The organism is Streptomyces sp. AA4 (assembly GCF_000158875.1).
Lineage (GTDB): Bacteria > Actinomycetota > Actinomycetes > Mycobacteriales > Pseudonocardiaceae > Amycolatopsis.
The window spans coordinates 2915761-2938890 of the sequence record NZ_GG657746.1; the positions used below are offsets into that span (position 1 = coordinate 2915761).

General features: G+C 70.8%; 26 protein-coding genes. 10 read left to right on the forward strand and 16 right to left on the reverse strand.

Features of this window, described 5'->3' with window-relative positions; translation table 11 throughout:
* Positions 1–1342: 1342 nt before the first annotated feature.
* Both SSMG_RS13515 and SSMG_RS13520 read right to left on the reverse strand, forming a co-directional pair.
* A complete protein-coding gene (locus SSMG_RS13515; protein WP_009076610.1) occupies positions 1343–2101 on the reverse strand; it encodes a trypsin-like serine protease in 759 nt (252 codons plus the stop codon).
* A 1236-nt stretch (positions 2102–3337) separates the two neighbouring features.
* On the reverse strand, positions 3338–4549 hold the full coding sequence (locus SSMG_RS13520; RefSeq protein WP_037713562.1) for a hypothetical protein: 1212 nt from the start codon (positions 4547–4549) through the stop codon (positions 3338–3340).
* 173 nt (positions 4550–4722) lie between these two features.
* Between SSMG_RS13520 and SSMG_RS13525 the strand changes: the two genes are divergently transcribed.
* Positions 4723–5559, forward strand: a complete 837-nt coding sequence (locus SSMG_RS13525) for an SDR family oxidoreductase (RefSeq protein ID WP_009076614.1) — start codon at positions 4723–4725, stop codon at positions 5557–5559.
* A gap of 20 nt (positions 5560–5579) precedes the next feature.
* Here SSMG_RS13525 and SSMG_RS13530 read toward each other — a convergent pair whose 3' ends face one another.
* From SSMG_RS13530 to SSMG_RS13540, 3 genes are read right to left on the reverse strand one after another with little or no spacing between them, the layout of a single operon-like run.
* Positions 5580–5972, reverse strand: coding sequence for an Imm1 family immunity protein (locus SSMG_RS13530; RefSeq protein WP_009076616.1), 393 nt, complete (start codon positions 5970–5972; stop codon positions 5580–5582).
* Positions 5973–6002: 30 nt separating this feature from the next.
* A complete protein-coding gene (locus tag SSMG_RS13535; protein WP_009076618.1) occupies positions 6003–7241 on the reverse strand; it encodes an RNA polymerase sigma factor in 1239 nt (412 codons plus the stop codon).
* Positions 7238–7636, reverse strand: coding sequence for a YciI family protein (locus SSMG_RS13540; protein WP_009076620.1), 399 nt, complete (start codon positions 7634–7636; stop codon positions 7238–7240). Before SSMG_RS13540 ends, SSMG_RS13535 begins: the two co-directional genes overlap by 4 nt.
* A gap of 197 nt (positions 7637–7833) precedes the next feature.
* Between SSMG_RS13540 and SSMG_RS13545 the strand changes: the two genes are divergently transcribed.
* Entirely contained in the window at positions 7834–8625 is a 792-nt protein-coding gene (locus SSMG_RS13545) for a thioesterase family protein (RefSeq protein ID WP_009076622.1), read from the forward strand.
* A gap of 1 nt (position 8626) precedes the next feature.
* Here SSMG_RS13545 and SSMG_RS13550 read toward each other — a convergent pair whose 3' ends face one another.
* Positions 8627–9001, reverse strand: a complete 375-nt coding sequence (locus SSMG_RS13550; protein ID WP_009076624.1) for a hypothetical protein — start codon at positions 8999–9001, stop codon at positions 8627–8629.
* Positions 9002–9033: 32 nt separating this feature from the next.
* A complete protein-coding gene (locus SSMG_RS13555) occupies positions 9034–9810 on the reverse strand; it encodes a GntR family transcriptional regulator (RefSeq protein ID WP_009076626.1) in 777 nt (258 codons plus the stop codon).
* A gap of 96 nt (positions 9811–9906) precedes the next feature.
* Here SSMG_RS13555 and SSMG_RS13560 point away from each other — a divergent pair, with 96 nt between their 5' ends.
* Complete coding sequence (locus SSMG_RS13560; RefSeq protein ID WP_050788170.1) at positions 9907–10959, forward strand: YeiH family protein; 1053 nt, start codon at positions 9907–9909, stop codon at positions 10957–10959.
* Between the two features lie 4 nt (positions 10960–10963).
* On the opposite strand, the gene SSMG_RS13565 is transcribed toward SSMG_RS13560, so the two are convergent.
* Entirely contained in the window at positions 10964–11269 is a 306-nt protein-coding gene (locus SSMG_RS13565; RefSeq protein ID WP_050788171.1) for a hypothetical protein, read from the reverse strand.
* Between the two features lie 61 nt (positions 11270–11330).
* On the opposite strand from SSMG_RS13565, the gene SSMG_RS13570 reads away from it, so the two are divergent.
* Positions 11331–11837, forward strand: a complete 507-nt coding sequence (locus tag SSMG_RS13570) for a putative immunity protein (protein WP_009076629.1) — start codon at positions 11331–11333, stop codon at positions 11835–11837.
* Here the strand turns inward: SSMG_RS13570 and SSMG_RS13575 are convergent.
* From SSMG_RS13575 to SSMG_RS13590, 4 genes are all read right to left on the reverse strand, one after another.
* On the reverse strand, positions 11834–13453 hold the full coding sequence (locus SSMG_RS13575; protein WP_009076631.1) for an ABC-F family ATP-binding cassette domain-containing protein: 1620 nt from the start codon (positions 13451–13453) through the stop codon (positions 11834–11836). The genes SSMG_RS13570 and SSMG_RS13575 overlap by 4 nt on opposite strands.
* 114 nt (positions 13454–13567) lie before the next feature.
* Positions 13568–15094, reverse strand: coding sequence for a catalase (locus SSMG_RS13580; RefSeq protein WP_009076632.1), 1527 nt, complete (start codon positions 15092–15094; stop codon positions 13568–13570).
* Positions 15091–15531 carry a Fur family transcriptional regulator gene (locus SSMG_RS13585; protein WP_009076633.1) on the reverse strand — a complete coding sequence of 147 codons (441 nt, stop codon included), beginning with the start codon at positions 15529–15531 and terminating at the stop codon, positions 15091–15093. Before SSMG_RS13585 ends, SSMG_RS13580 begins: the two co-directional genes overlap by 4 nt.
* Before the next feature lie 62 nt (positions 15532–15593).
* The gene (locus SSMG_RS13590; protein ID WP_037713565.1) at positions 15594–16229 is read right to left on the reverse strand and encodes a TetR/AcrR family transcriptional regulator; all 636 of its coding nucleotides are present in this window, start codon (positions 16227–16229) and stop codon (positions 15594–15596) included.
* 67 nt (positions 16230–16296) lie between these two features.
* Here SSMG_RS13590 and SSMG_RS13595 point away from each other — a divergent pair, with 67 nt between their 5' ends.
* The 3 genes from SSMG_RS13595 (at position 16297) to SSMG_RS13605 (ending at position 17787) form a co-directional block, all read left to right on the forward strand.
* A complete protein-coding gene (locus SSMG_RS13595; RefSeq protein ID WP_037713567.1) occupies positions 16297–16575 on the forward strand; it encodes a hypothetical protein in 279 nt (92 codons plus the stop codon).
* Positions 16572–16715, forward strand: coding sequence for a hypothetical protein (locus SSMG_RS46120; RefSeq protein WP_199785901.1), 144 nt, complete (start codon positions 16572–16574; stop codon positions 16713–16715). The genes SSMG_RS13595 and SSMG_RS46120 overlap by 4 nt, the downstream gene beginning before the upstream one ends.
* 118 nt (positions 16716–16833) lie before the next feature.
* Positions 16834–17787 carry an alpha/beta hydrolase gene (locus SSMG_RS13605; RefSeq protein WP_037713569.1) on the forward strand — a complete coding sequence of 318 codons (954 nt, stop codon included), beginning with the start codon at positions 16834–16836 and terminating at the stop codon, positions 17785–17787.
* Positions 17788–17954: 167 nt separating this feature from the next.
* Here SSMG_RS13605 and SSMG_RS46860 read toward each other — a convergent pair whose 3' ends face one another.
* From SSMG_RS46860 to SSMG_RS13620, 4 genes are all read right to left on the reverse strand, one after another.
* Positions 17955–18647, reverse strand: a complete 693-nt coding sequence (locus SSMG_RS46860; RefSeq protein ID WP_050788172.1) for a helix-turn-helix domain-containing protein — start codon at positions 18645–18647, stop codon at positions 17955–17957.
* Entirely contained in the window at positions 18602–19054 is a 453-nt protein-coding gene (locus SSMG_RS46865; protein ID WP_050788173.1) for a hypothetical protein, read from the reverse strand. The genes SSMG_RS46860 and SSMG_RS46865 overlap by 46 nt, the downstream gene beginning before the upstream one ends.
* 22 nt (positions 19055–19076) lie before the next feature.
* Positions 19077–19544 (reverse strand): HNH endonuclease, encoded by a 468-nt coding sequence (locus tag SSMG_RS13615; protein ID WP_037713571.1) that lies wholly within the window; start codon positions 19542–19544, stop codon positions 19077–19079.
* A gap of 274 nt (positions 19545–19818) precedes the next feature.
* Positions 19819–20706, reverse strand: a complete 888-nt coding sequence (locus tag SSMG_RS13620; RefSeq protein WP_009076640.1) for a LysR family transcriptional regulator — start codon at positions 20704–20706, stop codon at positions 19819–19821.
* Between the two features lie 69 nt (positions 20707–20775).
* Here SSMG_RS13620 and SSMG_RS13625 point away from each other — a divergent pair, with 69 nt between their 5' ends.
* The 3 genes from SSMG_RS13625 to SSMG_RS13635 all read left to right on the forward strand — a co-directional run bounded on the left by SSMG_RS13625 (position 20776) and on the right by SSMG_RS13635 (position 23049).
* Entirely contained in the window at positions 20776–21642 is an 867-nt protein-coding gene (locus tag SSMG_RS13625; protein ID WP_100267056.1) for a DMT family transporter, read from the forward strand.
* 71 nt (positions 21643–21713) lie between these two features.
* Positions 21714–22628 (forward strand): hypothetical protein, encoded by a 915-nt coding sequence (locus SSMG_RS13630; RefSeq protein WP_199785902.1) that lies wholly within the window; start codon positions 21714–21716, stop codon positions 22626–22628.
* 52 nt (positions 22629–22680) lie between these two features.
* Positions 22681–23049 carry a hypothetical protein gene (locus SSMG_RS13635; protein ID WP_199785903.1) on the forward strand — a complete coding sequence of 123 codons (369 nt, stop codon included), beginning with the start codon at positions 22681–22683 and terminating at the stop codon, positions 23047–23049.
* The last annotated feature ends 81 nt before the right edge of the window (positions 23050–23130 follow it).

The window sequence follows — 23130 nt, forward strand, 5'->3', positions numbered from 1 at the left end:
GGCGTGCGTGCGTTGGCCCGGGTGCGTCGCCCGCTTTGGCTTCGGCATGTGGCTTGCGCCTCGGTGCACCGGCCTGGGTTGGCTTCGGCGTGTGTGTGTCGGCTTGGGTGCTCCGGCCTGCGTTGGCTTCGGCGTGCGGCGTCCACTTGCGTGCCCCGGCCCTGCGTTGGCTTCGGCATGCGTGCGTCGGCCGTGTGTCGGCTGGGGTGCCAGGCCGGTGGCTTGCGCAGCCTTCGCCAGCTGCAGTTGCGCCGGGCGGAGCGTTGCTACCGCCTGGTTGGCGCGAGCAGGCTTCGCCCGAACACGGCGGTGCATCGCGTGCTCTGCCAGCGGTGCTGCGGACGCGGCAGATCCAGCATCGCCCCGGTGGCGGGCCGACGCGGCTGTGCCTGGGGAAGCCGTGATGCTGGCGCTGCTGCGGTGGCCGTCAGGCTTCGGCCTGACCCTGGCTATGCCGGGCAAGCCGTGGCACTGCTCTCCTGCGGTGGCGAGCAGGCCCGCCCTGACATGGCCGTGCCAGGAACGCCGTGACAGTGGTGCTGCTGCCGTGAGCAGGCCCGACCGGTGATCGCCGGTCGCTGGGCACAGGCATTGCCGTACTCAGCCCGACAGCTTTAACCCTGCGGAACCACGGTGGCGAACATGCTTCGCCAACGGTCCTGATGCACGCAGGCTTCGTCCGGGCGAGTCCGGACACGTCGGGCTTTCACCGTGGCGTCAGACTTCACCGTGGCGTGGCCGTCGTGCGCAGGCTTCGCTTTGCCTGCCATTGCCGCAGTCGCTTACGCCTGGCGGCCGACCGGTGGTGCCTGCCCGCATCGGTATCTGTCGTGCGCGTTCTGGCTCGGTGAGAACCTGTACGAGCACGCACTAGGACCTGCGCAGGGCACAGCTCAACCGTGCCACGTTTGTGGTGAAGCTTTCGCCGGTCAGCCAAATCCGATCCGGCACCCGTCACTCCGCCGCCCAGCTCGCGGCTGGGCGGCTACCGTCTGCTGGCCTCCGGCGACGTCATGTCCTGGACTTTACCTTGCTGCGCTCAGGGAGTCGCGTGGGTTCTGCCATTCCTTCCTCGCGGCAGGGAAACCTGGCTGGGCGTGAGACATGGTGATGTGGTCGCTGGCGTTCGGCGCGAGGCAACTTGTCTCGTGTGGATCTGGCGCGCGTCGAGTTCGAGGCGCTCCTGTCCAGTACAGGTCGGTCTTGCGGGCTGCCTGGCCTAGGGGCATGGCGACGTGGCCGCTGGAGTAGGCGTTCGGCGCGTGGCAGCTGGCCTCGCGCGGCGCGGGCCGGTCGGGTGGCCGCGGAGCGACTGGCGGGGTGGCGATGGTGGGTTGCGGCCTCACCTGGCCCCTGCGTGGGCGGCGATGTCGTCGGCGAAGGACGTCACCCTGGTGTACATCCCGGGCTTGCCCGGTTTCCCGCAGCCGTCGCCGTAGGAGACGATGCCGACTACCGTGTCTCCGACTACCAGCGGGCCTCCGGAGTCTCCTTTGCAGGCGTCGATGCCGCCGTTCGGGTAACCGGCGCAGAGCATGCTTGTCGCGGAGTATTCCGGATAGGCGGTGTGGCAGGTGGGGTCGTCGGCCAGGGGCACTGTGGCTTGGCGGAGGTAGTCCGATCGGTCGCCGCCGTCGGCGGTTCGGCCCCATCCCAGTACGGTGGCGGCGGTTCCGGCGGGGTAGCGGTTTGGGTCGCGGGCCAGCTCGGCGGGGCGGTAGGGGAGCGAGCCCCGGACGGTGAGGACTGCGATGTCCGAACCTTGTTGCGGCGTGCGGAAATCCGGGTGCTGCCAGACGTCGGACACTGCTCGGACGATGCCGTCTTGGCTGCGTTTGTCTTCCCGTCCGGCTACCACGCTGAGTTCACTGGCCGGAACAGTCGCGGCGCAGTGCGCGGCGGTCGCGACCGCGGTGCGGCTGACGATGACACCGCCGCAGAACTGGGTTCCGTGACTGTCCACTAAGTACACTGCGTACGGATGTCTGGCCAGGGAAGCTTTTTCGCCTCCGATGATGGTCGGTGTGGCACTCGCGGCGGATGTGCTCAGGCTGATGACGGACAGGACGACGGCGACAATGAATGCGAATCGGCGTGGCATGGCGGACCCCCTCGGCTGCGGCAGCGCACGATGACCACTTTAACCGGCGGCTGAGGGGAAAACCGTCGCTGAACCGGGTGGAAAACGCGAGCGTCCAGGTCCGGAATCCCGCGGTGGTTGAGGGGAAGCGTTGGCGAAACGTGGCTTGGACAAAGGGATTCCGGGTGGATCCGTCGGCGGCGATCACGCGGATGGAGTAGTGCTGAGGGGCAGAACCTGGAATTCGTGCGCGGGACTCGTTGGCAGCTGGACCGAAAGTGCGAGAAACCGTGCAGAGCCCAGGGCTTCCGGGCGAACCCGGGAGGCGCGACGAAGACCTGCCGAGTCCCTCTCGGGCGGCCGGTGCGAGGCTCACGCGGCGGTCCACAGCAGGCCGGAGATCGCGGCGGCGTACCGGGGACAGCGTGTCCGGAATCGGCGGGCGAAGAGGCGGATCCGGGGAGAGCTTGGCCAAACGCTGGGAGCACGGTTGCGAGGGCGGGAGTCCCCGATCCCTGCGGCAGCACCAAGCGCGGCTGCATTCGAAGGCCGAGGATCCTCCGCAACGCGCGCAAGATCGCCGACGTGGTGGTCGGGCATGAAGGGCGGCCTGCCCGGTCGTTGACGGAGGGGCACAGCCCTGGTTCTCTGCCGGAGCTTCTGCGGCTTCGACGCCCGCCATCTGCGATTCCCGCTTGTCTCAGGGGCGGGAAGCAACGGGAAGCCGCCAGTGAGAACTCTCGGGCTCGCCGCCGACCCTTCTCGAACAACGCAGCAACGCGTGGGGTTAGTGGGATAGCTGTCGATGAGACCCCAGGATCCGGCAGTGCCGGAGCACTTCAGGCGAGTGAAGGAGAGTTGCCGGTGAGACCCCCAGATCCCACCGGCAATCCCCGAGAACCTCAGTGAAGCGTCGAGCGAGCGGCCCGCCGGTGAGATCCCCGCTGGAAATCGGAGAACCGCGGCAGTGCGTCGAGCAAACAGTCCGCCGTTGAGACCCGGCAATCCCGGAGAACCTCAGTGAAGCGTCGAGCGAGCGGCCCTCCGGTGAGTTCCCCGCCGGAAATCGGAGAACCGCGGCAGTGCGTCGAGCAAACAGTCCGCCGTTGAGACCCGGCAATCCCGGAGCACCTCGGCGAAGCATCGAGCGAGCGTCCCGCCGGTGAGATCCCCGCCGGAAACCAGAGAACTCCAGCAGAACGTCGAGCAAACAGCCCGCCAGTGAGCCCCAAGACCCACCGGCGGGCCCGAGAAACCTCAGCAGAGCGGAGCCACCGGCCCGTCCGAGCCGGTCTTCACATAGGTGTCCGAGATGTAGTGCCCGGGCCCGATCCGGTCCCAGATCTTGCTCGTGCCGAACTTCCCGGTCACCGTGTCCCCGTTGACGTAGCATTCGATGTTCACCTTGGCGTAGTTCGCCGCCAGGCCCTTCACCGACGAGGACGTGTGCGCGCCCGACCGCACGTTCACCGGGTCGCCTGCCGTCTGTACCAGGCCGGTCGCCGCGGCGGAGCCGGTCCACAGGTAGGTGACCTTCACGTTTCCGTTGTCGCCGAGGCCGACACCGGAGCTGAAGGTGCCGTCGGCGAGGTCGATGCCCGCGGGGTTGCCCACTTTGTACCCGAGGTCGTCGCGGCCGCCGTTGTAGCCGTTGTGGTAGGCCGCATATGCCTCGGGCTGGCCTTGGGGCAGGTCTTTGTATTCCGCGCGCACCGAGGACGGGTTCCAGTAATCGTCCTTGGTGTTCCACGGGCCGACGTCCCAGACCGGCGCGTATTCGCAGCGGCTGTTGTCCGTCTTGCACACTCGCACGGTGTAGTTGCCGGTTCCCTTGGGGGACAAGGCCTTTCCTGACGGCAGCGCGACGAAATGGTCGTTGCTAGCGATGACGTGGCCGTTCGCGGTGGTGTGGCCGGCGAGGCCTTCGCGGGTGGCGTAGATGGTGTAGGTGAGCGGGGTGGCCGCGACCAGGGCGTTCGCCTGCGGGGAAAGGGAAGCGGTCAGTTCGACGTCGCGCACGGTGGGGCGGGCGGCGGTGGTGCTGGACAGCGTGATCCTGGTCTGCACGACGCTCACCGCACGCGGCAATGCGGTGCCGGCGGGGGTCCATTCCGTCCAGTCGTCCGCGCCGGAGCGGCCGCGGACGTCGACTTCCACCGAGGTGCCCTGCGGGGCGTCGGCGGAGATGTCGGCGGCTACCCGGTTCACCGGCGCGGGCAGGCGGCGTTCGGCGGAGAGCAGGTAGCCTTCGCTGCCCGCGCCCCGGTCGGCGGGTCTCCACGCGGAGTCTCGCAGCGTGAGCGTGCCGCTGGACACGGCGACGTTGACGTCGTCACTGTCCACTGAGGACAGATCGGCTCGCCAGGCTCCGGAGGCCTCGGCAGCGCTCACCGGCGTCGCGACTGCGGTGACCGCCCCCGCGGCGAGCAGTGCGGCGACCGTGCGCCGGACCGTCACATTCCCGACCACGACGGATCTCCCTTCACTCGTCCGAATCGAACTGCCGGAGTGTCGGAGGGATCCGTACACGATCCATACAACGATCTCGCCCGGTCGTGTACCCGGGGGCGCGCCGTTGACAGCGGGCGGTCACGGATATATCTTTGTTAACAAAGTTAATTTAAGAGCAAAGGAAGTGTGGGATGACCATCCTGGTGACGGGGGCGCGGGGGAATGTCGGGAGCGAGGTCGTCCGGGTGCTTCGCGAGGGCGGGCACGAGGTGCGCGGGTCGGCACGGGACGCGGCCGCGCTGCATTTGCCGGATGCGGTGTCGGTGGATCTCGCGGCGGAAGGCGGGTTCGAGGACGCACTGAGCGGCGTGGAAGCGATCTTCCTGTACCCGACGCGGCCGAACGGGGCGGCGGATTTCCTTGCGGCGGCGCGGAAGGCGGGCGTGTCGTACGTCGTGCTGCTGTCGTCGCCGGACGTCTACGAAGGAGCCGCGGGCAACCCGATCCGGCGGGGGCATTTGCCCGCGGAAGAGGCGGTGGCGGAGTCCGGGTTGCCGTTCACCGTGCTGTATCCGGGCTGGCTGATGGGCAACACCCGGCGCGACTGGGGTGCGGCGATCCGGGCCGGGGAGCCGGTGCGGCTCTTCTCGCCGGAGTCGCAGTTCACGCCGACGGCCGAGGCGGACGTCGCCGCGGTGGCCGCGAAGTTGCTCACGGAGCGTAGCTACCCTGGGCGGATGCTGCCGCTCACCGGACCCGAGTCGATGACGCAGCGTGCGATCGTGGAGACCTTGGCGGAGGAATTGGGTCGCCCGATCGAAGTGGCGACCGAGACGCGGAGTGAGGCGCTGGCGAGGCGTCCGGAGTGGATGCCCGCAGCGGTCCTGGAGCATCTGATGGACGTGGAGGAGGCGTCGGTGGGCCGGGTGGCGCCGGTGAACAACACGGTGGAGCGGTTCGCGGGCCGGGCGACGTCCTTCCGCGAGTGGGCGCGGGCGCACCGGGACGACTTCGCCCCGCGTCCGTAACAGTCCGAAGTGGACAGAAACTACGCGGGCTTCCAGGAAACGGAGGCAGGTCGCGTCTGGGACTCGCCCAGTTCCCGCACCGCGAGCAGCACTTCCTCGGCGGAAACCTCGCTCCCGGCGGGCTGCGGGAAGTGCGCGCCCTGCAGGCTGAAGTAGTCGGCCGGCTCCTCGCCCGCACCGTCCGCGGGCAGGAAAACCTCGCCGTTTTCGTGCCACGCCAGGCTTCCTCGCGTACCGCGCAAACCGGCGACCAGGTACGGAGTCCGCGGCTTTCGCCCGGCGTACAGCCACCAGACGACCCCGGCGTCCGGCCTGGGCGGTTCGGCGGCGCGCAGAGCGGAGAGCACGTCGTCGACGGTCGCCTCGGTGACGTCATACCCGGTCCGGCGACGGGCGTCTTCGATGCTCGCCATGGTGCGCTCCGCTCGTGAAGTGTCCTGATACTACTCGGTGCCGATCGGCGAGCGACCTGTGGAATGGCTGGTGCGGAGCCGGGCCGCGCGCAGCGTCAGATACCGCTGTTCGGCGGTGTTTCCGGTGCGGGCGGCGGCTGCGGTGTAGTGGCGAATCGCCTCCTCTCGTTCGCCGGCCAGTTCCAGCAGATGCGCGCGGGCGGCGGCGAGGCGGTGGTGGTCGGGGAGTCGGTCGTCGAGCCCGGCCAGCATCGCGAGTCCGGCCTCCGGCCCGTGCACCATCGCGGTCGCGATCGCGCGGTTGAGCGTGACGACCGGGTTGCCGGTCAGCGCCTCGATCCGCGTGTACAGCGTGAGGACGCGCGGCCAATCGGTGTCCTCTGCCCGCAACGCGATGTCGTGCGTCGCGGCGATCGCGGCCTGCAGACGGTATTCGCCGATGCCGTCGCGGGTCAGCGCGGCGGTGATCAGCGCGACGCCCTCCCGGATCAGCGAACGGTCCCACCGCGACCGGTCCTGGTCGGCGAGCGGGATGAGGTCGCCGTCCGGTCCGGTGCGGGCCGGACGGCGGGCGTCGGTGAGCAGCATCAGCGCGAGCAGCCCGGCCGCTTCGCCGTCGTCCGGCAGCGCGGCGTGCAACAGCCGGGCCAATCGGATCGCCTCTGCGGACAGCTCGGTCCGGTGCAGGCGGCGGCCTCCGCTGCTCGTGTATCCCTCGTTGAACACGAGGTACAGCACGTGCAGCACGGACCGCAGCCGCGCCTGCCGTTCGTCCGCGGCGGGCATCCGGAACGGCAGGCCGGACTTCTTGATTTTCGCCTTCGCCCGGCTGATCCGTTGCGCCATAGTGGTTTCCGGCACGAGGAACGCGCTGGCGATCTCCGCGGTCGTCAGCCCGCCGACGGCGCGCAGCGTCAACGCGATCGCCGACGCCGAGGTCAGCGACGGGTGCGCGCACAGGAACAACAGCGTCAGCGTGTCGTCCTCGTCCGGCACCTCGGCGCCCGAAGGCTCGGCGGCGACAGTGTCCTCGCGCCGCCGCCGGGCCTGGTCGCTGCGGAAGCTGTCGATGAGCCGCCGGCTGGCCGTCTGCAGCAGCCAGCCGCGCGGATTCTCCGGAATGCCCTCGGCGGGCCAATGCTGCACGGCGGCGAGCAGGGCCTCCTGTGTCGCGTCCTCGGCCGCGCCGAAATCGCCGGACCGGCGCGCGAGGACGGCGAGGACCTGGGGCGCGAGCGTGCGCACCAGGTCCTCCGCCTCGGTGCTCACACCTCCGGCGCGCTCATGACCTGGCGCACCTCGATCGGCACCCGCAGCGGCGCGCCCTCCGGACCCGGTGCGGCCGAGACCCGGGTCGCGATCTCCAGCGCCCGCGCCTCCGATTCGACGTCCACCACCCGGTACCCGGCCAGCAGTTCCTTGCCCTCCGGGAACGGCCCGTCCGTGACGACCGCGCCGCCCTTGCCGTCCGCGACCACGGTCTTCGCCGCCTCCGGACCGGCCAGGCCCTCAGCTTCGACGAGTTCCCCGGCCTCGGTCAGCTCGGCGTTGAGCACGTGCTGGAACTGGATGTGCGCGCGGATGTCCTCCGGAGCCCACTCGGGCAGCGGCACGTCGCAGTCCTCGCCCTGGGCGTAGGTCTGCAGCAGCATGTACTTCGGCATGGCGTTTCCTCCAGTGTCCGGCTCGCCGCTTCCCGGGCGGGCTCACCAAGGGAACGGAACCCGCGCGCCTTCCTCGACACGCACCGCGGACATTTTGCCGGGGAAATGCGCGCAGCGGGTGGCGTGAGTCTCAGTGCCCGGGACGTCCGAATGGTCTAGCAGGTAGGTTGCGGGAAGCAACTCACCTGGAGGGACCCGTGAGCACGACGACCTTCGCCGCGGTTTCGGCGGTCAAGCAGCGGTCGGACACCGAGTTCAGCGTCGACCTCAGCCCGGCGTGGACCATCGGCGGCCGCCCGAACGGCGGCTACCTGCTGGCGACCATCGCGCGCGCCGCGACCGTCGTTTCCGGGCATCCGGACGTGCTCGCCGCCAGCGCGCACTACCTGCGCTCGCCCGAACCGGGACCGGCGGAGATCGAGGTCGAGGTGCTGCGCACCGGCCGCACCGCGACCCAGCTGCGCGGACGGCTGCTCAAGGACGGCGTCCCGCAGGTCGAAGCCTTGCTGACGCTCGGCGTGCTCGGCGAGGCCGAACCGTTCTGGCAGGACGGCGTGCCGCGGCCGGAGTTCGGTCCGTTCCCGGAGGAGCCGTGGGGTCCGGACACGCTGTCGTCCGGCATCCCGATCGCCATCCGCGACGAGATCGACGTGTACTTCGACTGCCCCCTCGCCGACGGGCCCAGCGGCCGCGGCGAACTGCGGGCCCTGCTCGCGCTGCCCGGCGGCGAGCCGTTCGACCCGGTCAGCCTGCTGTTCGCGGTCGACGCCCTGCCTCCGGCGACGCTCGACGTCGCGCCGTCCGGCTGGGTTCCGACGCTCGAACTGACCGCCTATGTGCGGGCGCATCCGGCTCCCGGCCCGGTGCGGGTGCTGCACCGCGCCCACCTGATCGGCGACGGTCGGGTCGACGAGTCCTGTCACGTATGGGACAGCGCCGGAACGCTGGTCGCGCAGGGCACGCAGCTGGCCGGGATCCGGATCGGCTGACTCACTGCCCCGGGTACGGCGGCTGCTGCTGCGGGTAGCCGGGGTATGGGCTGGGGGCGGCCGGGCTCGGGAACGTCGGCGCGGGCGCCGGCGAGTTCATCGACAGCAGCAGATTCTCGACGGTCCGGCGGCGCGCGCCCGCGACGACCGCGACGGCCATGATCTCGAGCGCGAGGCCGAGCACGAACCAGAACAGGTGGTAGCTCGTGAACGACTCGAGGTCGGTCGAGCGGCACGACGTGTAATTCGGCTCGTTGCGCGACACCTCGCACGTCCAGTACGGCTTGGCGATCAGCACCATGATCAGCCCGACCCCGATGCTGACCAGTCCGGCGATCATGAAGAAGACCTGCAGAATCCGCGCGAAGATCGACATGCGCGGAGCGTAGCGGCCCGGTGCCCGACGGGTCAGCGGGTTCCGGCGAGTGCCCCCGTCGTGACCAACCGGTATCCGGTGCGCCCGGAGAACTCCGCCGTCAGCGCGAAGCGGTCGCCGCGCACCAGTGTGTGCCGCCATTCGATCCGTTTGCCCGCGCTCGTTCCCAGGCGTCCGATGGAGAACGCGCCGACGGTTTCGCCGCAGCCGAGCAGGGTGCGTTCGGCCCGCGTCGGCACGACCGCGCGGATCTGCTCCTCGCCGTGGTCGAGCCGGACGCCGGTGCGGCGGTGGAGTTCGCCGTACAGGCTGGTGTGCTGGAAATCCGCGTCCAGCAGCGGCCGCGCGAGGTCGGCGGGCAGCCACACGCGGTCGACGGCGAGCGGGTCATTTCCGGCCAGCCGCACGCGCTCCAGGTACAGCAGGGGAGTGGAGCCCTCCAGTGACAGCCGTTCGGCGACCACCGCGTCCGCGCGGATGTCGAGCCGGCGCACGACGCTGTGCTGGTCGAGCCCGGCCTCCTCGACCGCGGCGAAGAGGCTGTAGAGCGCGCCGAGCGGCTGCTGGATCTCCGCGGCCGCGGCGACGCGGGGCTGGCGGCCGCGTTCGGCGATGAGCGTGCCGTCCGCGCGCAGTTCCCGCAGCGCCTGCCGGACGGTCTGCCTGCTGACGCTGTACTCGTCGGCGAGCGCGAGCTCCCCGGGGAACGCGCTGTCGAATTCCCCGGCGCGGATGCGCACCAGCAGCCGCTGCTGCAACTGCCGCCACAGGGGCTGTCCGCCGGTGCGCACCAGCTCTGCCTCGCCCATGCCGGGAACAGTACCGCTTGCCAAATGTACGGACAGCTCTTAGATTAAATGTACGTACATTAGCGAGGAGGCCAGAGTGCGCACAGGAGTGAACCGGTGACCGGCGCGACGCTCGGAGCGACGCGCGCGACAGCGGCGTGGCGGGCCAAACTCGCCCGCCCGGTGCCGGGGCTCGCGGTCGCGCTGCTGGTCGCGGCGGTGGCCACGGCGGGAGGCAAGCTCGTTCCGGTGGTCGGCGGGCCGGTGCTCGCGATCCTGCTCGGCGCGGTCGCCGGCGCGGTCGTGCCGGGGCTGCGCGGCTGGCGGTTCAGCCCGGGCTACGCGATCGCGTCGCGGCCGGTGCTCCAGCTGTCGATCGTCGTGCTGGGCACGGGACTGTCGATCCAGCAGGTGGTGCACGTCGGCGGGCAGTCGCTGCCGGTGATGCTCGGCACGCTCGCGGTCGCGCTCGGCGGTGCGTGGGTGCTCGGCCGGCTGCTCGGCGTGCGCGGGGACACGCAGACGCTGATCGGCGTCGGCACCGGCATCTGCGGGGCGTCCGCGATCGCGGCGACCAGCGCGGTGCTGAAGCCGAAGGAAGCCAATATCGCTTACGCGCTCGGCACGATCTTCACCTTCAACGTCGCCGCGGTCCTGCTGTTCCCGCCGCTCGGGCACGCGCTCGGGATGTCTCCGCACGCGTTCGGCCTGTGGGCCGGAACCGCGGTGAACGACACGTCCTCCGTCGTCGCGGCCTCCTACGCCTACGGCGGCGACGCCGGCTCGTACGGCCTCGTCGTGAAGCTCACTCGCACGCTCACGCTGATTCCGATCGTGCTGTTCCTCGCCGTGCTCGCCGCGCGCAAGCAGGCCGGCGGCCGGGTTTCCTTGCGCGCCATGCCGTGGCACCGTCTGGTGCCGCCGTTCCTGATCGGCTTCCTGGCCGCCGCCACGGCGGAAAGCGCGGGCTGGATCCCGGCCTCGTGGCACGCGCCGCTCTCGACGCTCGGCACCTTCCTCATCACCATGGCGCTCGCCGGGATCGGCCTGGCGCTCAAGCCGTCCGACCTGCGCAAGGCCGGCCACAAGCCGCTGCTGATGGGGGCCATCCTGTGGATCGCGGTCGCCGCGTCCAGCCTCGGGCTGCAGGCGCTGACCGGCGGGATGTGACGCGCTAGCGCACGCGCGGATTCCGCTTCCGCCGCCTGCGCTCGGCAAGGGCCGCCAGCAGCCGGGGCACCGCTCGGCTGCGGCGCACGAACACCAGGGATTCGCCGCGTGGGGCCGATTCGGTCCCCGCGGCGATTTCGTTCTTCGGGCCGCGCCGGAACTCGCGGAGCCCGGCGGCGAACTCGTCCGGGTCGCCGCCGACGTCCGGGTGGTGGGTGCGCACGAACCGGCGGTAGGCCGCCTTGTCGGCTTCGGACCACGCCCTCCGCTCGTCCACCGCCGTCCTTCCCCGGTTGAGGGTTTCGCTCATCGTTCCTGTTGGAAGTCGTGCTGAACTGCCAACCGGCGGTTCAACGATACAGTTCAAGCACATGACCGAGGAGATCGAACTCGACCTGGCCGAGCTTCGCGCTGTCACGGCTTACGCGGTGGCCTGTGCGGAGCCCGCGCTGCCGATCTTCGAACAAGCCCGCCCCGGCGACCGACGCCCGCACGAGGCGATCGAGGCGGCCCGGGCGTTTGCCCAGGGAGCTAAGCGCAGCAAGGCGATTCGCGACGGTGCCTGGGCGGCGCAGCGGGCGTATCAGGAAGCCCGCGACGCCGGTCAACACGCAGCGAGCGAGGCCGCGCGAGCCGCGGTCGCTGCTGCCGGAGCGGCGTTTCTGCATCCGCTCGCGAAGGCGACGCAGGTGTGGCACATCCTCGGCCCGGCTGGGCACGCGGCGTATGCGTTCGAGCTGGCTGGGCTGGAAGCGCAGCGACCAGCGGCCGATCCGGTGGTGGTCCGGGTGTTGTCGCGGTATCCGGAGGCTCCCGGCGGCCGCGGACGGGCGGGGGAGCTGGTGCGCGAGCTGGATGCCTTGCTGCGCAAGGGCTAGCGGACCCGCTCCACCCGCCGCTCGTCCCAGACCGGTTCCGGGGTTTCGCGCACCACGCCGTCCGAGCCGAAGACCAGATAGCGGTCGAAGGAACGCGCGAACCAGCGGTCGTGGGTGACCGCGAGCACCGTGCCCTCGTACGATTCCAGCCCCTCCTGCAGCGCCTCGGCCGATTCCAGGTCGAGGTTGTCGGTCGGCTCGTCCAGCAGCAGCGCGGTGGTCCCGGCCAGTTCCAGCAACAGGATCTGGAACCGCGCCTGCTGCCCGCCGGACAACCGGTCGAACGCCTGCTCGCCCTGCCGATGGAGTTCGTACCGGCGCAGCGCGGACATCGCCGCGCCGCGGTCGCGCGCGTGTTCCGTCCACAGCACGTCGACCAGCGTGCGGCCGGTCAGTTCCGGACGGGCGTGCGTTTGCGCGAAATGGCCGGGCACGACGCGGGCGCCGGTCTTCCACTCGCCGGTGTGCGCGACGTCGCCGCCCGCGAGCAGCCGCAGGAAGTGCGACTTCCCGGAGCCGTTCGAGCCGAGCACCGCGACGCGCTCGCCGAAGAAGATCTCCAGCGAGAACGGCTTCATCAGGCCGGTGAGTTCGAGGTTCTTGCAGGTCACCGCGCGCACGCCGGTGCGGCCGCCGCGCAGCCGCATCCGGATGTCCTGCGGCCGAGGCGGTTCCGGCGGGGGACCGGCCTCCTCGAACTTCCGCAGCCGGGTCTGCGCCGCCTTGTACCGCGAGGCCATCTCGTCGCTGCGCGCGGCGTACCGCTGCATGTCCTGGACCAGCCGCTTGAGCTGGGCGTGCTTCTCGTCCCAGCGACGGCGCAATTCGTCGTAGCGGGCGAACCGTTCCTGCCGGGCCTCGTGGTAAGTGCGGAAGCTGCCGCCGTGCACCCAGGCGTCCGCGCCGTCGCCGCCGGGTTCGACGCTCACGATCTTGTCCGCCGCTCGCGCGAGCAGCTCGCGGTCGTGCGACACGAACAGGACGGTTTTGCGGGTTTCCTTCAGCCGGGCTTCGAGCCAGCGTTTCCCGGGGACGTCGAGGTAGTTGTCCGGCTCGTCCAGCAGCAGCACCTCGTCCGGCCCGCGCAGCAACGCCTCCAGCACCAGCCGTTTCTGCTCGCCGCCGCTGAGCGTGCGCACGAGCCGCCAGCGCGCGCGGTCGAACGGCACGCCGAGCGCCTCGGTGGTGCACATGTCCCAGACGGTCTCGAACTCGTACCCGCGGGCCTCGGCCCAGTCGCTGAGCGCCTGCGCGTACTGCATTTGCGCGGCCTCGTCGTCGACCTCCAGCAGCCGCTCCTCAGCCGCGTCGACCGCCCGAGCGGCGTCGCGAACCCGTTGCGGGGCAACCGAAACCAGCAGATCGCGCACTGTGCGCTCGTCGCGCACCGACCCGACGAACTGCGCCATCACGCCCAGCCCGCCGGACACCGTGACCGCGCCCTCGTCCGGCTTCAGCTCTCCCGACAGCATGCGCAGCAACGTGGTCTTGCCCGCGCCGTTAGGGCCGACCAGCGCGACGACCGCGCCTTCGCCGACCCGGAACGAGACGTCGCCGAGCAGCGGACGCCCGTCGGGCAGCACGTAGCGCAGATGCGCGGCCTCCAAATGCCCCATGCCCGCGCACTCTACCCAGACCGAGCCGAATCGCCGCACGGTTTTCCGCGGTCCACAGAGGACACAAAAGCGGCGGTGCCGGTCCGAACCGGCACCGCCGCTCTCGGGGTCGCCTTATGCCTTGCGCTGCATGCTTTCCCGGGCCGGGTTCGCCTGCTCGGCCGCCTTCGGGTCCTTCTCGTCCTGCTTCGCGCGCACGCCGGACTCGACGCGGTCGCCGAGGTCCTTGTCCACGTTGTGCCAGTACTCGAAGGCCCGCTTCAGCACCGGTTCGGACACCCCGTTCAGCAGGTGGCCGACGATGTTGTCCACCAGCCGTTCGCGCGCGGCGTCGTCCAGCACCTCGCGCACGAGCGTGCCGGCCTGGCCCCAGTCGTCGTCCTCGGCGTGGTCGACGTAGGCCGAGCGGACCATCTCGCCGTCGGCGTGCCAGCCCGCGGGGGTGCCGTAGCGTTCCGTGTCGGCGCGCGGGCCGCCCTTGGAGTTCGGCGCGTACACCGGGTCGGAGACCTTGGCGTAGCGCATCGCGCCGTCCTTGCTGTAGCTGTGCACCGGCGCGACCGGCGTGTTCACCGGAAGCTGCTTGTAGTTCGCGCCGATCCGGTACCGGTGCGCGTCGGCGTAGGCGAACAGCCGGCCCAGCAGCATCCGGTCCGGGCTCGGGCCGATGCCGGGCACCAGGTTGTTCGGCTCGAACGCGGCCTGCTCGATCTCGGCGTGGTGGTCGGTCGGGTTGCGGTCGAGCGTCATCTTGCCGACCTCGATCAGCGGGTAGTCGCCGTGCGGCCACACCTTCGTCAGGTCGAACGGGTTGAACCGGTAGGTCTTCGCGTCCTCGAACGGCATCACCTGGACGTGCAGCGTCCAGCTCGGGTAGTCGCCGCGCGCGATGGCCTCGAACAGGTCGCGGGTGTGGTAGTCGGTGTCCGCCGCGGCCATCTGGTCGGCCTCGTGCTGGGTGAAGTACTCGATGCCCTGGTCGGTCTTGAAGTGGTACTTGACCCAGAACTTCTCGCCCGCGGCGTTGACCCACATGTAGGTGTGCGAGCTGTAGCCGTTCATGTGCCGCCACGTGCGCGGGATGCCGCGGTCGCCCATCAGCCAGGTGACCTGGTGCGCCGATTCGGGGGACAGCGTCCAGAAGTCCCATTGCATGTCGTGGTCGCGAAGGTTGCTGTCCGCGCGGCGTTTCTGCGAGCGGATGAAGTGCTGGAATTTCAGCGGGTCCTTGATGAAGAACACCGGGGTGTTGTTGCCGACGAGGTCGTAATTGCCCTCGGGCGTGTAGAACTTCAGCGCGAACCCGCGCGGGTCGCGCCAGGTGTCCGGGCTGCCGCGTTCGCCGGCGACGGTCGAGAACCGGGCGGCCATCGGGGTTTTCGCGCCCGGCTGGAACACCGCCGCCTTGGTGAAGCGGCTGACGTCGGCGGTCACCTCGAAGTGCCCGAACGCGCCGCTGCCCTTCGCGTGCGGCTGCCGTTCCGGCACCCGTTCCCGGTTGAACTGCGCCATCTGCTCGATCAGGTAGTGGTCCTGCAGCAGGATCGGGCCGCCCGGGCCGAGAGTGAGCGAATGCTCGTCGCTCTCGGCCGGGATCCCGGCGTCCGTGGTGGTCGCCGGGGGTTTCGGTTCTTCGGTCATCTCGCGAGCTCCTCGTGGTGGTCGGAAACGCCGGAGCAGTTCGGGCACAGGCCCCAGAAGACGATTTCGGCCTCGTCGACGGCGAACCCGTGCCGGTCGTGCGGCGTGAGGCAGGGGGCCTCGCCGCGGACGCAGTCGACGTCCTCGGCCCGGCCGCAGCGCCGGCACACGACGTGGTGATGGTTGTCGCCGGTCCGCCGTTCGAACCGCGCCGGATGGCCGGACAGCTCGATCCGGCGGACGAGACCCGCGTCGCCGCACGCGGCGAGCACGTCGTAGACCGCCTGGATCGACACGCTGCCCAGGCTTTCGCGCACGCCCGCCGCGATCGCCTCGACCGTCGCGTGCGGGTGCTCGCCGAGCCAGCCGAGCACGGCTTGCCGCGGCTTGGTGACGCGCAGGCCCGCGGCCCGCAGGGTCGCCGCCGAGTCCGGCATCGGAGTCCTCCCCGGGATCTGGAACCGCTCCAGTTCCGCCGGTTACCCGGTCTCCGCGCCGCTCACACCTGGGTGTCACCCACGCGTCGGAGGAGTTCGGCGAGATGCGTGCGGAGGATGGCGACGCATTCCTCCGGCGAGGTGAGTTCCGGTTGCAGCACGGCGCGGAACGCGATCCCGTCCAGAAGGGCGGCCAGCCGGGGGGCTTCGACGTCCGGGTCCTTCGGCTCGAACCGGCCGCTGCGGGCCTGGGCGTCGAGGAGGCGCCGCGCCAGCGTCACGGTGCCCTGGACCGCTTCCCGGGCCAGGTCGTCCAGGCCCGGATCGGCGCGCGCGGCCAGGAGGAATTCGACCAGCACGGTCACCTCGGTGCGCCGCCGCTCGTCCAGCGGCAGCAGTTCGGAGAGGAACTCGGCGAGCTGGTCGACGGCCTCGTCCGGCGACAGTTCCGAGAGCGAACCGATCTTCTCCCGGCGCTCGACGAGCCGCGCGGTCGTCCGGTCGATCGTGGTGCGCATCGCGAACCGCATCAGCTCGTGCTGGCTGTCGAAGTAATGCCGCACCGAGCCGATGTTCAGGCCCGCCTCCGCGGCTACCGCGCGCAGCGAGACCGCGTGCAATCCGCCCTTCGCAGCCAGCCGCAACACCGCGTCGGCGATGTGCGCCCGCCGCTCTTCCCCGTCCACCACTCTAGGCACTGGACTTTTATATCACAGCCGTGATAGAACCGTTTTGTATCACAGGTGTGACAGAAAGGGGTGCGCCGTGGAGACGGTGCTGAACATCCTGCTGATCCGGTTCGGCATCATCGCCGCGATCGTCGTGGTGGTCGGGCTGGCCGGGTTCGCGCTGATCGTTTCGCTGCGGCGGCGGGGCAAGGGCGAGCGCGTCCGGGAAGGCGCGGCGATGCTGGCGAAATCCGCAGCGAAGGCGATGGACCGGCGCGACGCGCGGGGAATGCGCGGGCGGGTCGGCGGCGAGGTCGTGCGCCAGGCCGCGCGGTGGCTGGACGAGGACCCGGGTCGGAAGCGGTCCGGCCGGTGAACGCGGCGCTGCTCGCCGACGGGGACGAGATGCTGCGGCACCTCGTGCACGATCTGTTCGTGAAGGGGCTGATCGTGCTGGGGGCGGTGCTGGTGGCTGTTGTCGGGATCGTGGTGATCTGGAAGAAAGTGGGGCGCTGAGCGCGGTTGCGCCGCCATTCGGCGGGGTGCCGAGGCGGGGTACGCGACACGTGGCGGTGCCTGCCGGGGCCGGGATTTCGGCACGATGGGGTCTTCACCTGGAAGACGGAGGCCGTCGATGAGTTATCCGTTCGATCCCGAAATCGCCGCCGCGATCCCGATGCTGCCCGAGTTCGACTTCCTCGACGTCGAAGCCTGCCGGGCGGGCATGGCCGAACTGGTCGCCTCGATGCAAGGCGACGTGGACGAATCCGGCGTGCGCACGCGCGACGAGTCCGTGCCCGGCCCCGAGGGCGCGCCGGATGTGCCGATTCGCATTTACACTCCCGACCGCGTCGCGACGAAGGCGTTGGTCTTCGACATCCACGGCGGCGGTTTCGCGCTCGGCGACCTGCAGATCGACCACGCGGCCAACGTCGAGCTGGCGAGGGATCTCGGGGTGGTGATCGTGTCGGTCGAGTACCGGCTCGCCCCGGAGAACCCGTATCCCGCCGGGCTGGAGGACTGCTACGCGGCGCTCGAATGGTCGGTCAAGCACGCGGACGAACTGGGGGTCGACCCGGAAAAGGTGGTGCTGTACGGCGTGAGCGCGGGCGGCGGGCTGGCCGCGGCGCTGGCGTTGCTGGCCCGCGACCGGGGCGGCCCGGCGATCGCGTTCCAGTTCCTCGCCGTGCCGGAACTGGACGACCGCCTGGAGAGCGGCAGCATGCGCCGGTTCGCGGACACTCCGATGTGGCACCTGCGGGCGGCCGAGGCGAGCTGGGACTACTACCTCGGCGGCCCGGGCCGCCGCGGCGGTTCGGACGTCTCGATTTACGCGGCGCCGGCCCGGGCGACTGATCTCTCGGGCTTGCCGCCCGCGTACGTGTCGGTGATGGAGTTCGACCCGTTGCGCGACGAGGGAATCGCTTACGCACAAGCCCTTTTGGCGGCGGGCGTGCCTACGGAACTGCATTTGTTCCCGGGAACTTTCCACGGCTCCGCGTCGATCCGGCACGCGACGGTGAGCCGGCGGGAAGCCGCGGAACGCCGGGCGGTGCTGGCTCGGGTGGTGGGGGTCGAGGAGGCCTGAGACCGGGCGGTCGTTTCGGCTTGCCGGGGTTGCGGCCGGAATCGCCTGTGTCAGGTTGATTCCGGCGCGCTTCCACAACTCCCGTTCGCTGTGGACAGCTCGGCTGACGGCGGCGGAGTTGTCGGTGGAGGCCGATAGAGTGGAAAACGGGGGCGCCCCCGCGCCCGTCAAGCAGACTCCGCCAATCGCCGGGCCACCAACGCCAGCCGCGCCCGGAAACGTCCTGCCGGGTCGTCCAGCGACCATCCCAGCGCGTCCTCCACGTGCGCCAGCCGCGCCGCCACCGAGCTGTGGTGCCGGTGCAGCGCGACCGCCGCTTGGCGCAGGGAACCGGTGCGGCAGAAGGCTTCCAGCGTTTCGAGATCACCGCTCGCGGCGAGCGCGTTCAACGCCAGCACGTCCGGCTGCGCGCGCAATTGCTCCACTGGGAGCTCCGCCAGCAACGTCACCGCGCCGAGGTCCTCGTGCACGACCAACGGCCTCGACTTCGCCGCGAACCGGGTGGCCAGGCGGGCTTGCAGCCACGAGGTCCGAGCCGCCAGACCGTCGACCGCGTCGCCGACGCCGATCCGGACGGCATCCGGAAGGGTGCGGCCCCGCAGCGCCAACGTCTCGCTCAGCGTCGGAACGACCGAATCCGGGCCCTCCCGCGGCTGCAACACCACCGCGGCCACCCCGCCGACCACCGCGACCCGCGCACCGAGCGGCTTGCCGCGGGCGACGAGCGCGACTGCGTCCGCCCCGGCGTCCCGACCGGCCCCCGAAGCGACCGCCACCACCCGCAACGGGCGTGCGGTGTCCAGGCCGAGCAGGGTCAATGCCCGCGTGCGGTCCTCGTCCGCTGCCTGCTCGCCCAGCACAGTTCGACCAGCGCCGGATCGGCGAGATGCGGTGCGGCGGAGGGCGGCGGTTCGACCGGATTGAGCACCTTCGCCGAGATCGCGAGCCGTTCGAGCACCAGGTCGTCGAGCGGGCCCGGCTCGCCCGCGCGTTCCAGCCAGACCCGCCCGGCGCCGTCGAGGTCCGCCACGACCGCGCCGGGCGGCGTCGGGCCGTCGCCGCCGGGTTCGCCGGTCGGCCGGTACCGAAGCACGGTTCCGTCGGCATGGCGAATCCCGGCGACGCATTCCGCGAGAAAAGCCGTGGCGCGCAGCAGATCCGGCAGCGTCGCCCGGCGCGCGATCAGCTCGTCGAAATACGCGATGACGCGCACCGCCGTTTCCGCGCCGGAATCGACCGCCGACAACCGCAGCAGCAAGCCCTTCACGGCTTCCAGCCTACCGCCAGTCTCATGTGGACAGTCCGGCCAGCGGATGCAGCTCCTCCCACCGCGGGACGCGCGGCGGGAAGCGCAGCGTCAGCCCGGCTTCCGCGGGCGTGCGGTCGGCCTTGCGCGCGTTGCAGCTGCGCGCCGACCCTCCGCAGGCCGCGACGGTGTTGAGCCAGCTCGTGCGCGCGCCGCCGCGCGAAACCGGCGTGATGTGGTCGACCGTGGTGGCCTTGCGTCCGCAGTAGGCGCACGTGTGCCGGTCGCGCCGCAGGACGCCGGAACGCGACCAGCGCGGCGGTCCGGAATAGCGCCACTTCATCACGACGTAGCGCAGCAGCCGCACCACCTTCGGCCGCGGGAAGACGCCGAGGTCCGGCCCGTCGCTTTCGTGGACGACCGCGACCTGGCGGACCAGCATCCGGATGGCATGGGGGAGCGAGACGGTGTGCAGGGGCTCGTAGCCGGCGTTGAGAACCAGGACTCCCATGGCGACGGGCACCTCCTTTCGGCAAGTCGTTACGGGCCGTGAACGCAAAAGCCGCCCGGCCGGCAGTCCGGCGGGCGGCTCCTCGCTCACGGTGTGGCGGGCCACGTCATGGCGCGGAGCCGGGAATGCCCGACAGGGGCATGCATTCGGTGCGACGCGGCATTCCGTGGATCCTTTCGTGGCTCGATGGCTTCTTCGTCGTCTTCATCATTGTCGCCCCGCGCCGCCGCGTCAACGGAAAATGATCGCTCCCGGTTTCAAGATCCACAGTGGACTATCGCGGGCGCGCGGAAACGGTTTCCCGCTTCGGCGGGGTGCGGTAAAGCTCGCCCAGCAAGGCCACCGCGGCGTGCGTGGCCGGATGCGGATCGTGGGCGCGCCAGGCGAGCTGCACCGGCACCGGCGGGGCGTCGCGGACCCGGCGGTACACAATTCCGTCGCGGCGATATTGCGTCACTGTCGAATGCGGCGTGACGCCGACGCAGCGGCCGGTGGTGATGGTGGCGAGCCAGTCGTCGACATCGTGCGTCGGCTCGATCCGCGGGCGCGCTTCCGGCGGCCACAACTCGGCGGAAGTGGTGCCAGTGCGCGGATCGACCACCAGCAGCCGCGACGCGAGATCGGCGAGCGTGACGGTGCGGCGGCGGACGAGCGGGTCGTCGATAGCCATTGCGCAGTAGCGGTCCTCGTGGCCGACCGTCGCGTGCGCGAACTTGCCCGACGGTATTTGATGCCGCACCACGGCCAGATCGACGAGCCCTTCCGCCAGCCCGGCGGTCGCGGTGTTGGCGCGCACCAGCAGGAGTTCGACGTCCGGGTACCGCGCGGCCCACCGACGCTGGAACTCCGCGGTGTGCCTGCCCATGGCCGACCACGCGTGGCCGATGCGCAGCCGCGTGTGCCCGGTCGTCGCTTCGCGAACGAGATCGTCGGCCTCGGCGAGCAGATGCCGGGCACGGGCGAGGACCTGGACGCCAGCGGTCGTCGGCTCGAGGCTCCGGCTGGTGCGGTGGAGCAGTTGCACGCCGAGAACCCGTTCCAGCGACGCCAGATTCCGGGAGACGGCCGCCTGGGAGACGCCGAGTTCGAGCGCGGCGTCGGTGAACGAGCCCGCGTCCACGATCGTCACGAGGCAGCGCAGCTGACGCAGCTCCAGATCCATGCGTCCAGCGTATCGCTGATGCGGTCAATGCATTTTGCGCATGGATCGGCCGGACGCATGCTCGACCGCATGGCGACTACGGAACTGGCTTCGCGAACTCGCGACAACGCCCGGGCGACCGGTGCCGCGATGCTGCTCGGAAGCGCCCTGTCGAACCAGGTCGGCGCGGCGACCGCGGCGCTCGCCTTCCCGGTGCTCGGCCCGCCGGGCGTGGTGGCGGTTCGCCAGTGGGTCGCGGCGGTGGTGCTGCTGGCGGTCGGACGGCCGCGGCTGCGGACCTTCACCGCGCGCCAGTGGTGGCCGGTGCTCGGCCTGGCCGCCGTGTTCGCGACGATGAACCTCTCGCTCTACACCGCGATCGACCGGATCGGCCTCGGACTGGCCGTGACGCTCGAATTCCTCGGCCCGCTGGCGATCGCGCTGGCCGGTTCGCGGCGGAGGACGGACCTGGGGTGCGCGGTGGCCGCCGCGGTCGCGGTCGGCGCGCTGATGCGGCCGCAGCCGAGCACCGACTACCTCGGGATCGGGCTCGCGCTGGTCGCCGCGCTGTGCTGGGCCTGCTACATCCTGCTGAACCGGACCGTCGGCCGCCGCTTGCCCGGGGCCGCGGGTTCGGCCGCCGCGGCCGGGGTGTCCGGTCTGCTGTACGTGCCGATCGGGGTGTTCGCGATGCTGCAGCACCCGCCGACGCCCGGTGCCCTGGTCGCTGCGCTTACCGCTGGCCTGTTGTCGTCGGCGGTGCCGTTTCTCGTCGACCTGGTGGCGTTGCGGCGGGTGCCGGCGCAGTTCTTCGGGGCGTTCATGAGCGTCAACCCGGTGATGGCCGCGCTCGTCGGGCTCGTGGTGCTGGACCAGCGGCTGGACGTCGTCGCGTGGGCGGCGATCGGCGTGATCGTGGCGGCGAACACGGCGGCGGTGCTGCGGCGGGCCGCGTAATTGTCGGTGGGGCGGGATAACGTAGGCGGCGTTGGCAAGTCGTGGCTAGTCGTTGGCAGGGAGGTGTGGGCATGGTGCGGATCGCGGATCAGGAGTGGCCGTCGACGGTCGTGCCCGCCGACGCGCGCGAACGCGCCCAGGCGACCGGGGTGCTGGTCCGCCGCATGGGCTGGGTGTCCGAGCGGCTGACCCGGGAAGAACGCGACGACGTCGAGCGGCAGCTGGAGTTCTGGTACTCCAACGGGTACTGCCCGGACGCGCTGCTGATCGCGATGAGCGCGCTGCCGGACGGCACGCGGCAGCGGCCGCGCCGGGCGGGCGAGAAACCGGGCGACTTCCTGCGCTCGCGGATGAAGGCCTGGTTCGCCGACGAGTCCGCCGCGGACCTGACCGAGGTGCGCGAGCCGCCGCGGCGCGGGCAGACCTTCGAGGCTTGGCTCGCGAACCGGCGCAAGCAGGCCGCCGACGAGGGCACGTACCGACGGCGTTCCCGGCTGACCGACGCGGGGGAGCGGGCGAGGGCCGAGGCTCGTTCGATCGCGTCGTCCCGGCGGAAGGATCCGCTCGCGCGCGTGCGCGAGAGCGAACGCCGGCGGGCCGCGGCTTTGGAGAGCCTGCGGGTGGTCGGCGAGGCAGTCGAGATGCCCCCGCCGCCAGCCGAGACGCGGGCGACGCCGCGGATGGTCGCGTCGTTCGCCGGACGGCAGGCGTTGGCCGCGCATTCGCCGCAGGTGCGCCGGATCGTGGAGCGGTTGCGGGCGGAGAAGCGAGGCCCGTCGGCGGCGGAGCTGGCGGTGCTGCGGAACGCGGTCCGGGACGCGCACCACAGCGCCGGGCTGGGCACGCTGGAAGCGGCGAGCGCGGAGGTCAACGACGTCGAATCGCTGACGCCGGACGGCCAGCGGATCAAGGACTTCCTCGCGCGCGCCGCGGACGACCGGCTGCCGCTCGACGCGACCGTGCGGTTGCTTCACTCGATGCGGTGAGCCGTGCGTGTCGGGTCACCCGCGGCGGGGAGGGTGCTTCCAGACTCGCCCGGTGACGAACACGTCGATGGACGATGCCGGACGCTGTCTGCTTTCGGTGGCGTGGAACATCCGGACCGGCGGCCCGCGGGCGGACCCCCGGGCGGACGAGGTGCGGGGCCGGTTGCGGACGGTGTGCCGGGAACTGGGGCACGCGGCTTGCCGGTTCGCGGCGGCGGAGGTCGGTGGGGATCCGGTGCCGTTGCTGCGGTTGGCGGATCGGGCTTATGAGGTGGATACGTTGCTGCTGCTGGTGGGGACGTCGTTGATTCCGGATCCGGGGCGGGATGCGCGGTGGTGGGGGGAGATCGAGCGGTTGATGGGCGAGGTGGACGGGATGGTTGCCGGGGCTTCGGCTGTGTTGGGTGGGGTTTTGGTGTGAGTCGGCTCGTCGCCTGGCGGCGACATTGCCGTTTTTGATGGTTGCTTGGGCACCCCGATTTTTGAGTGTGACTACGGCGCT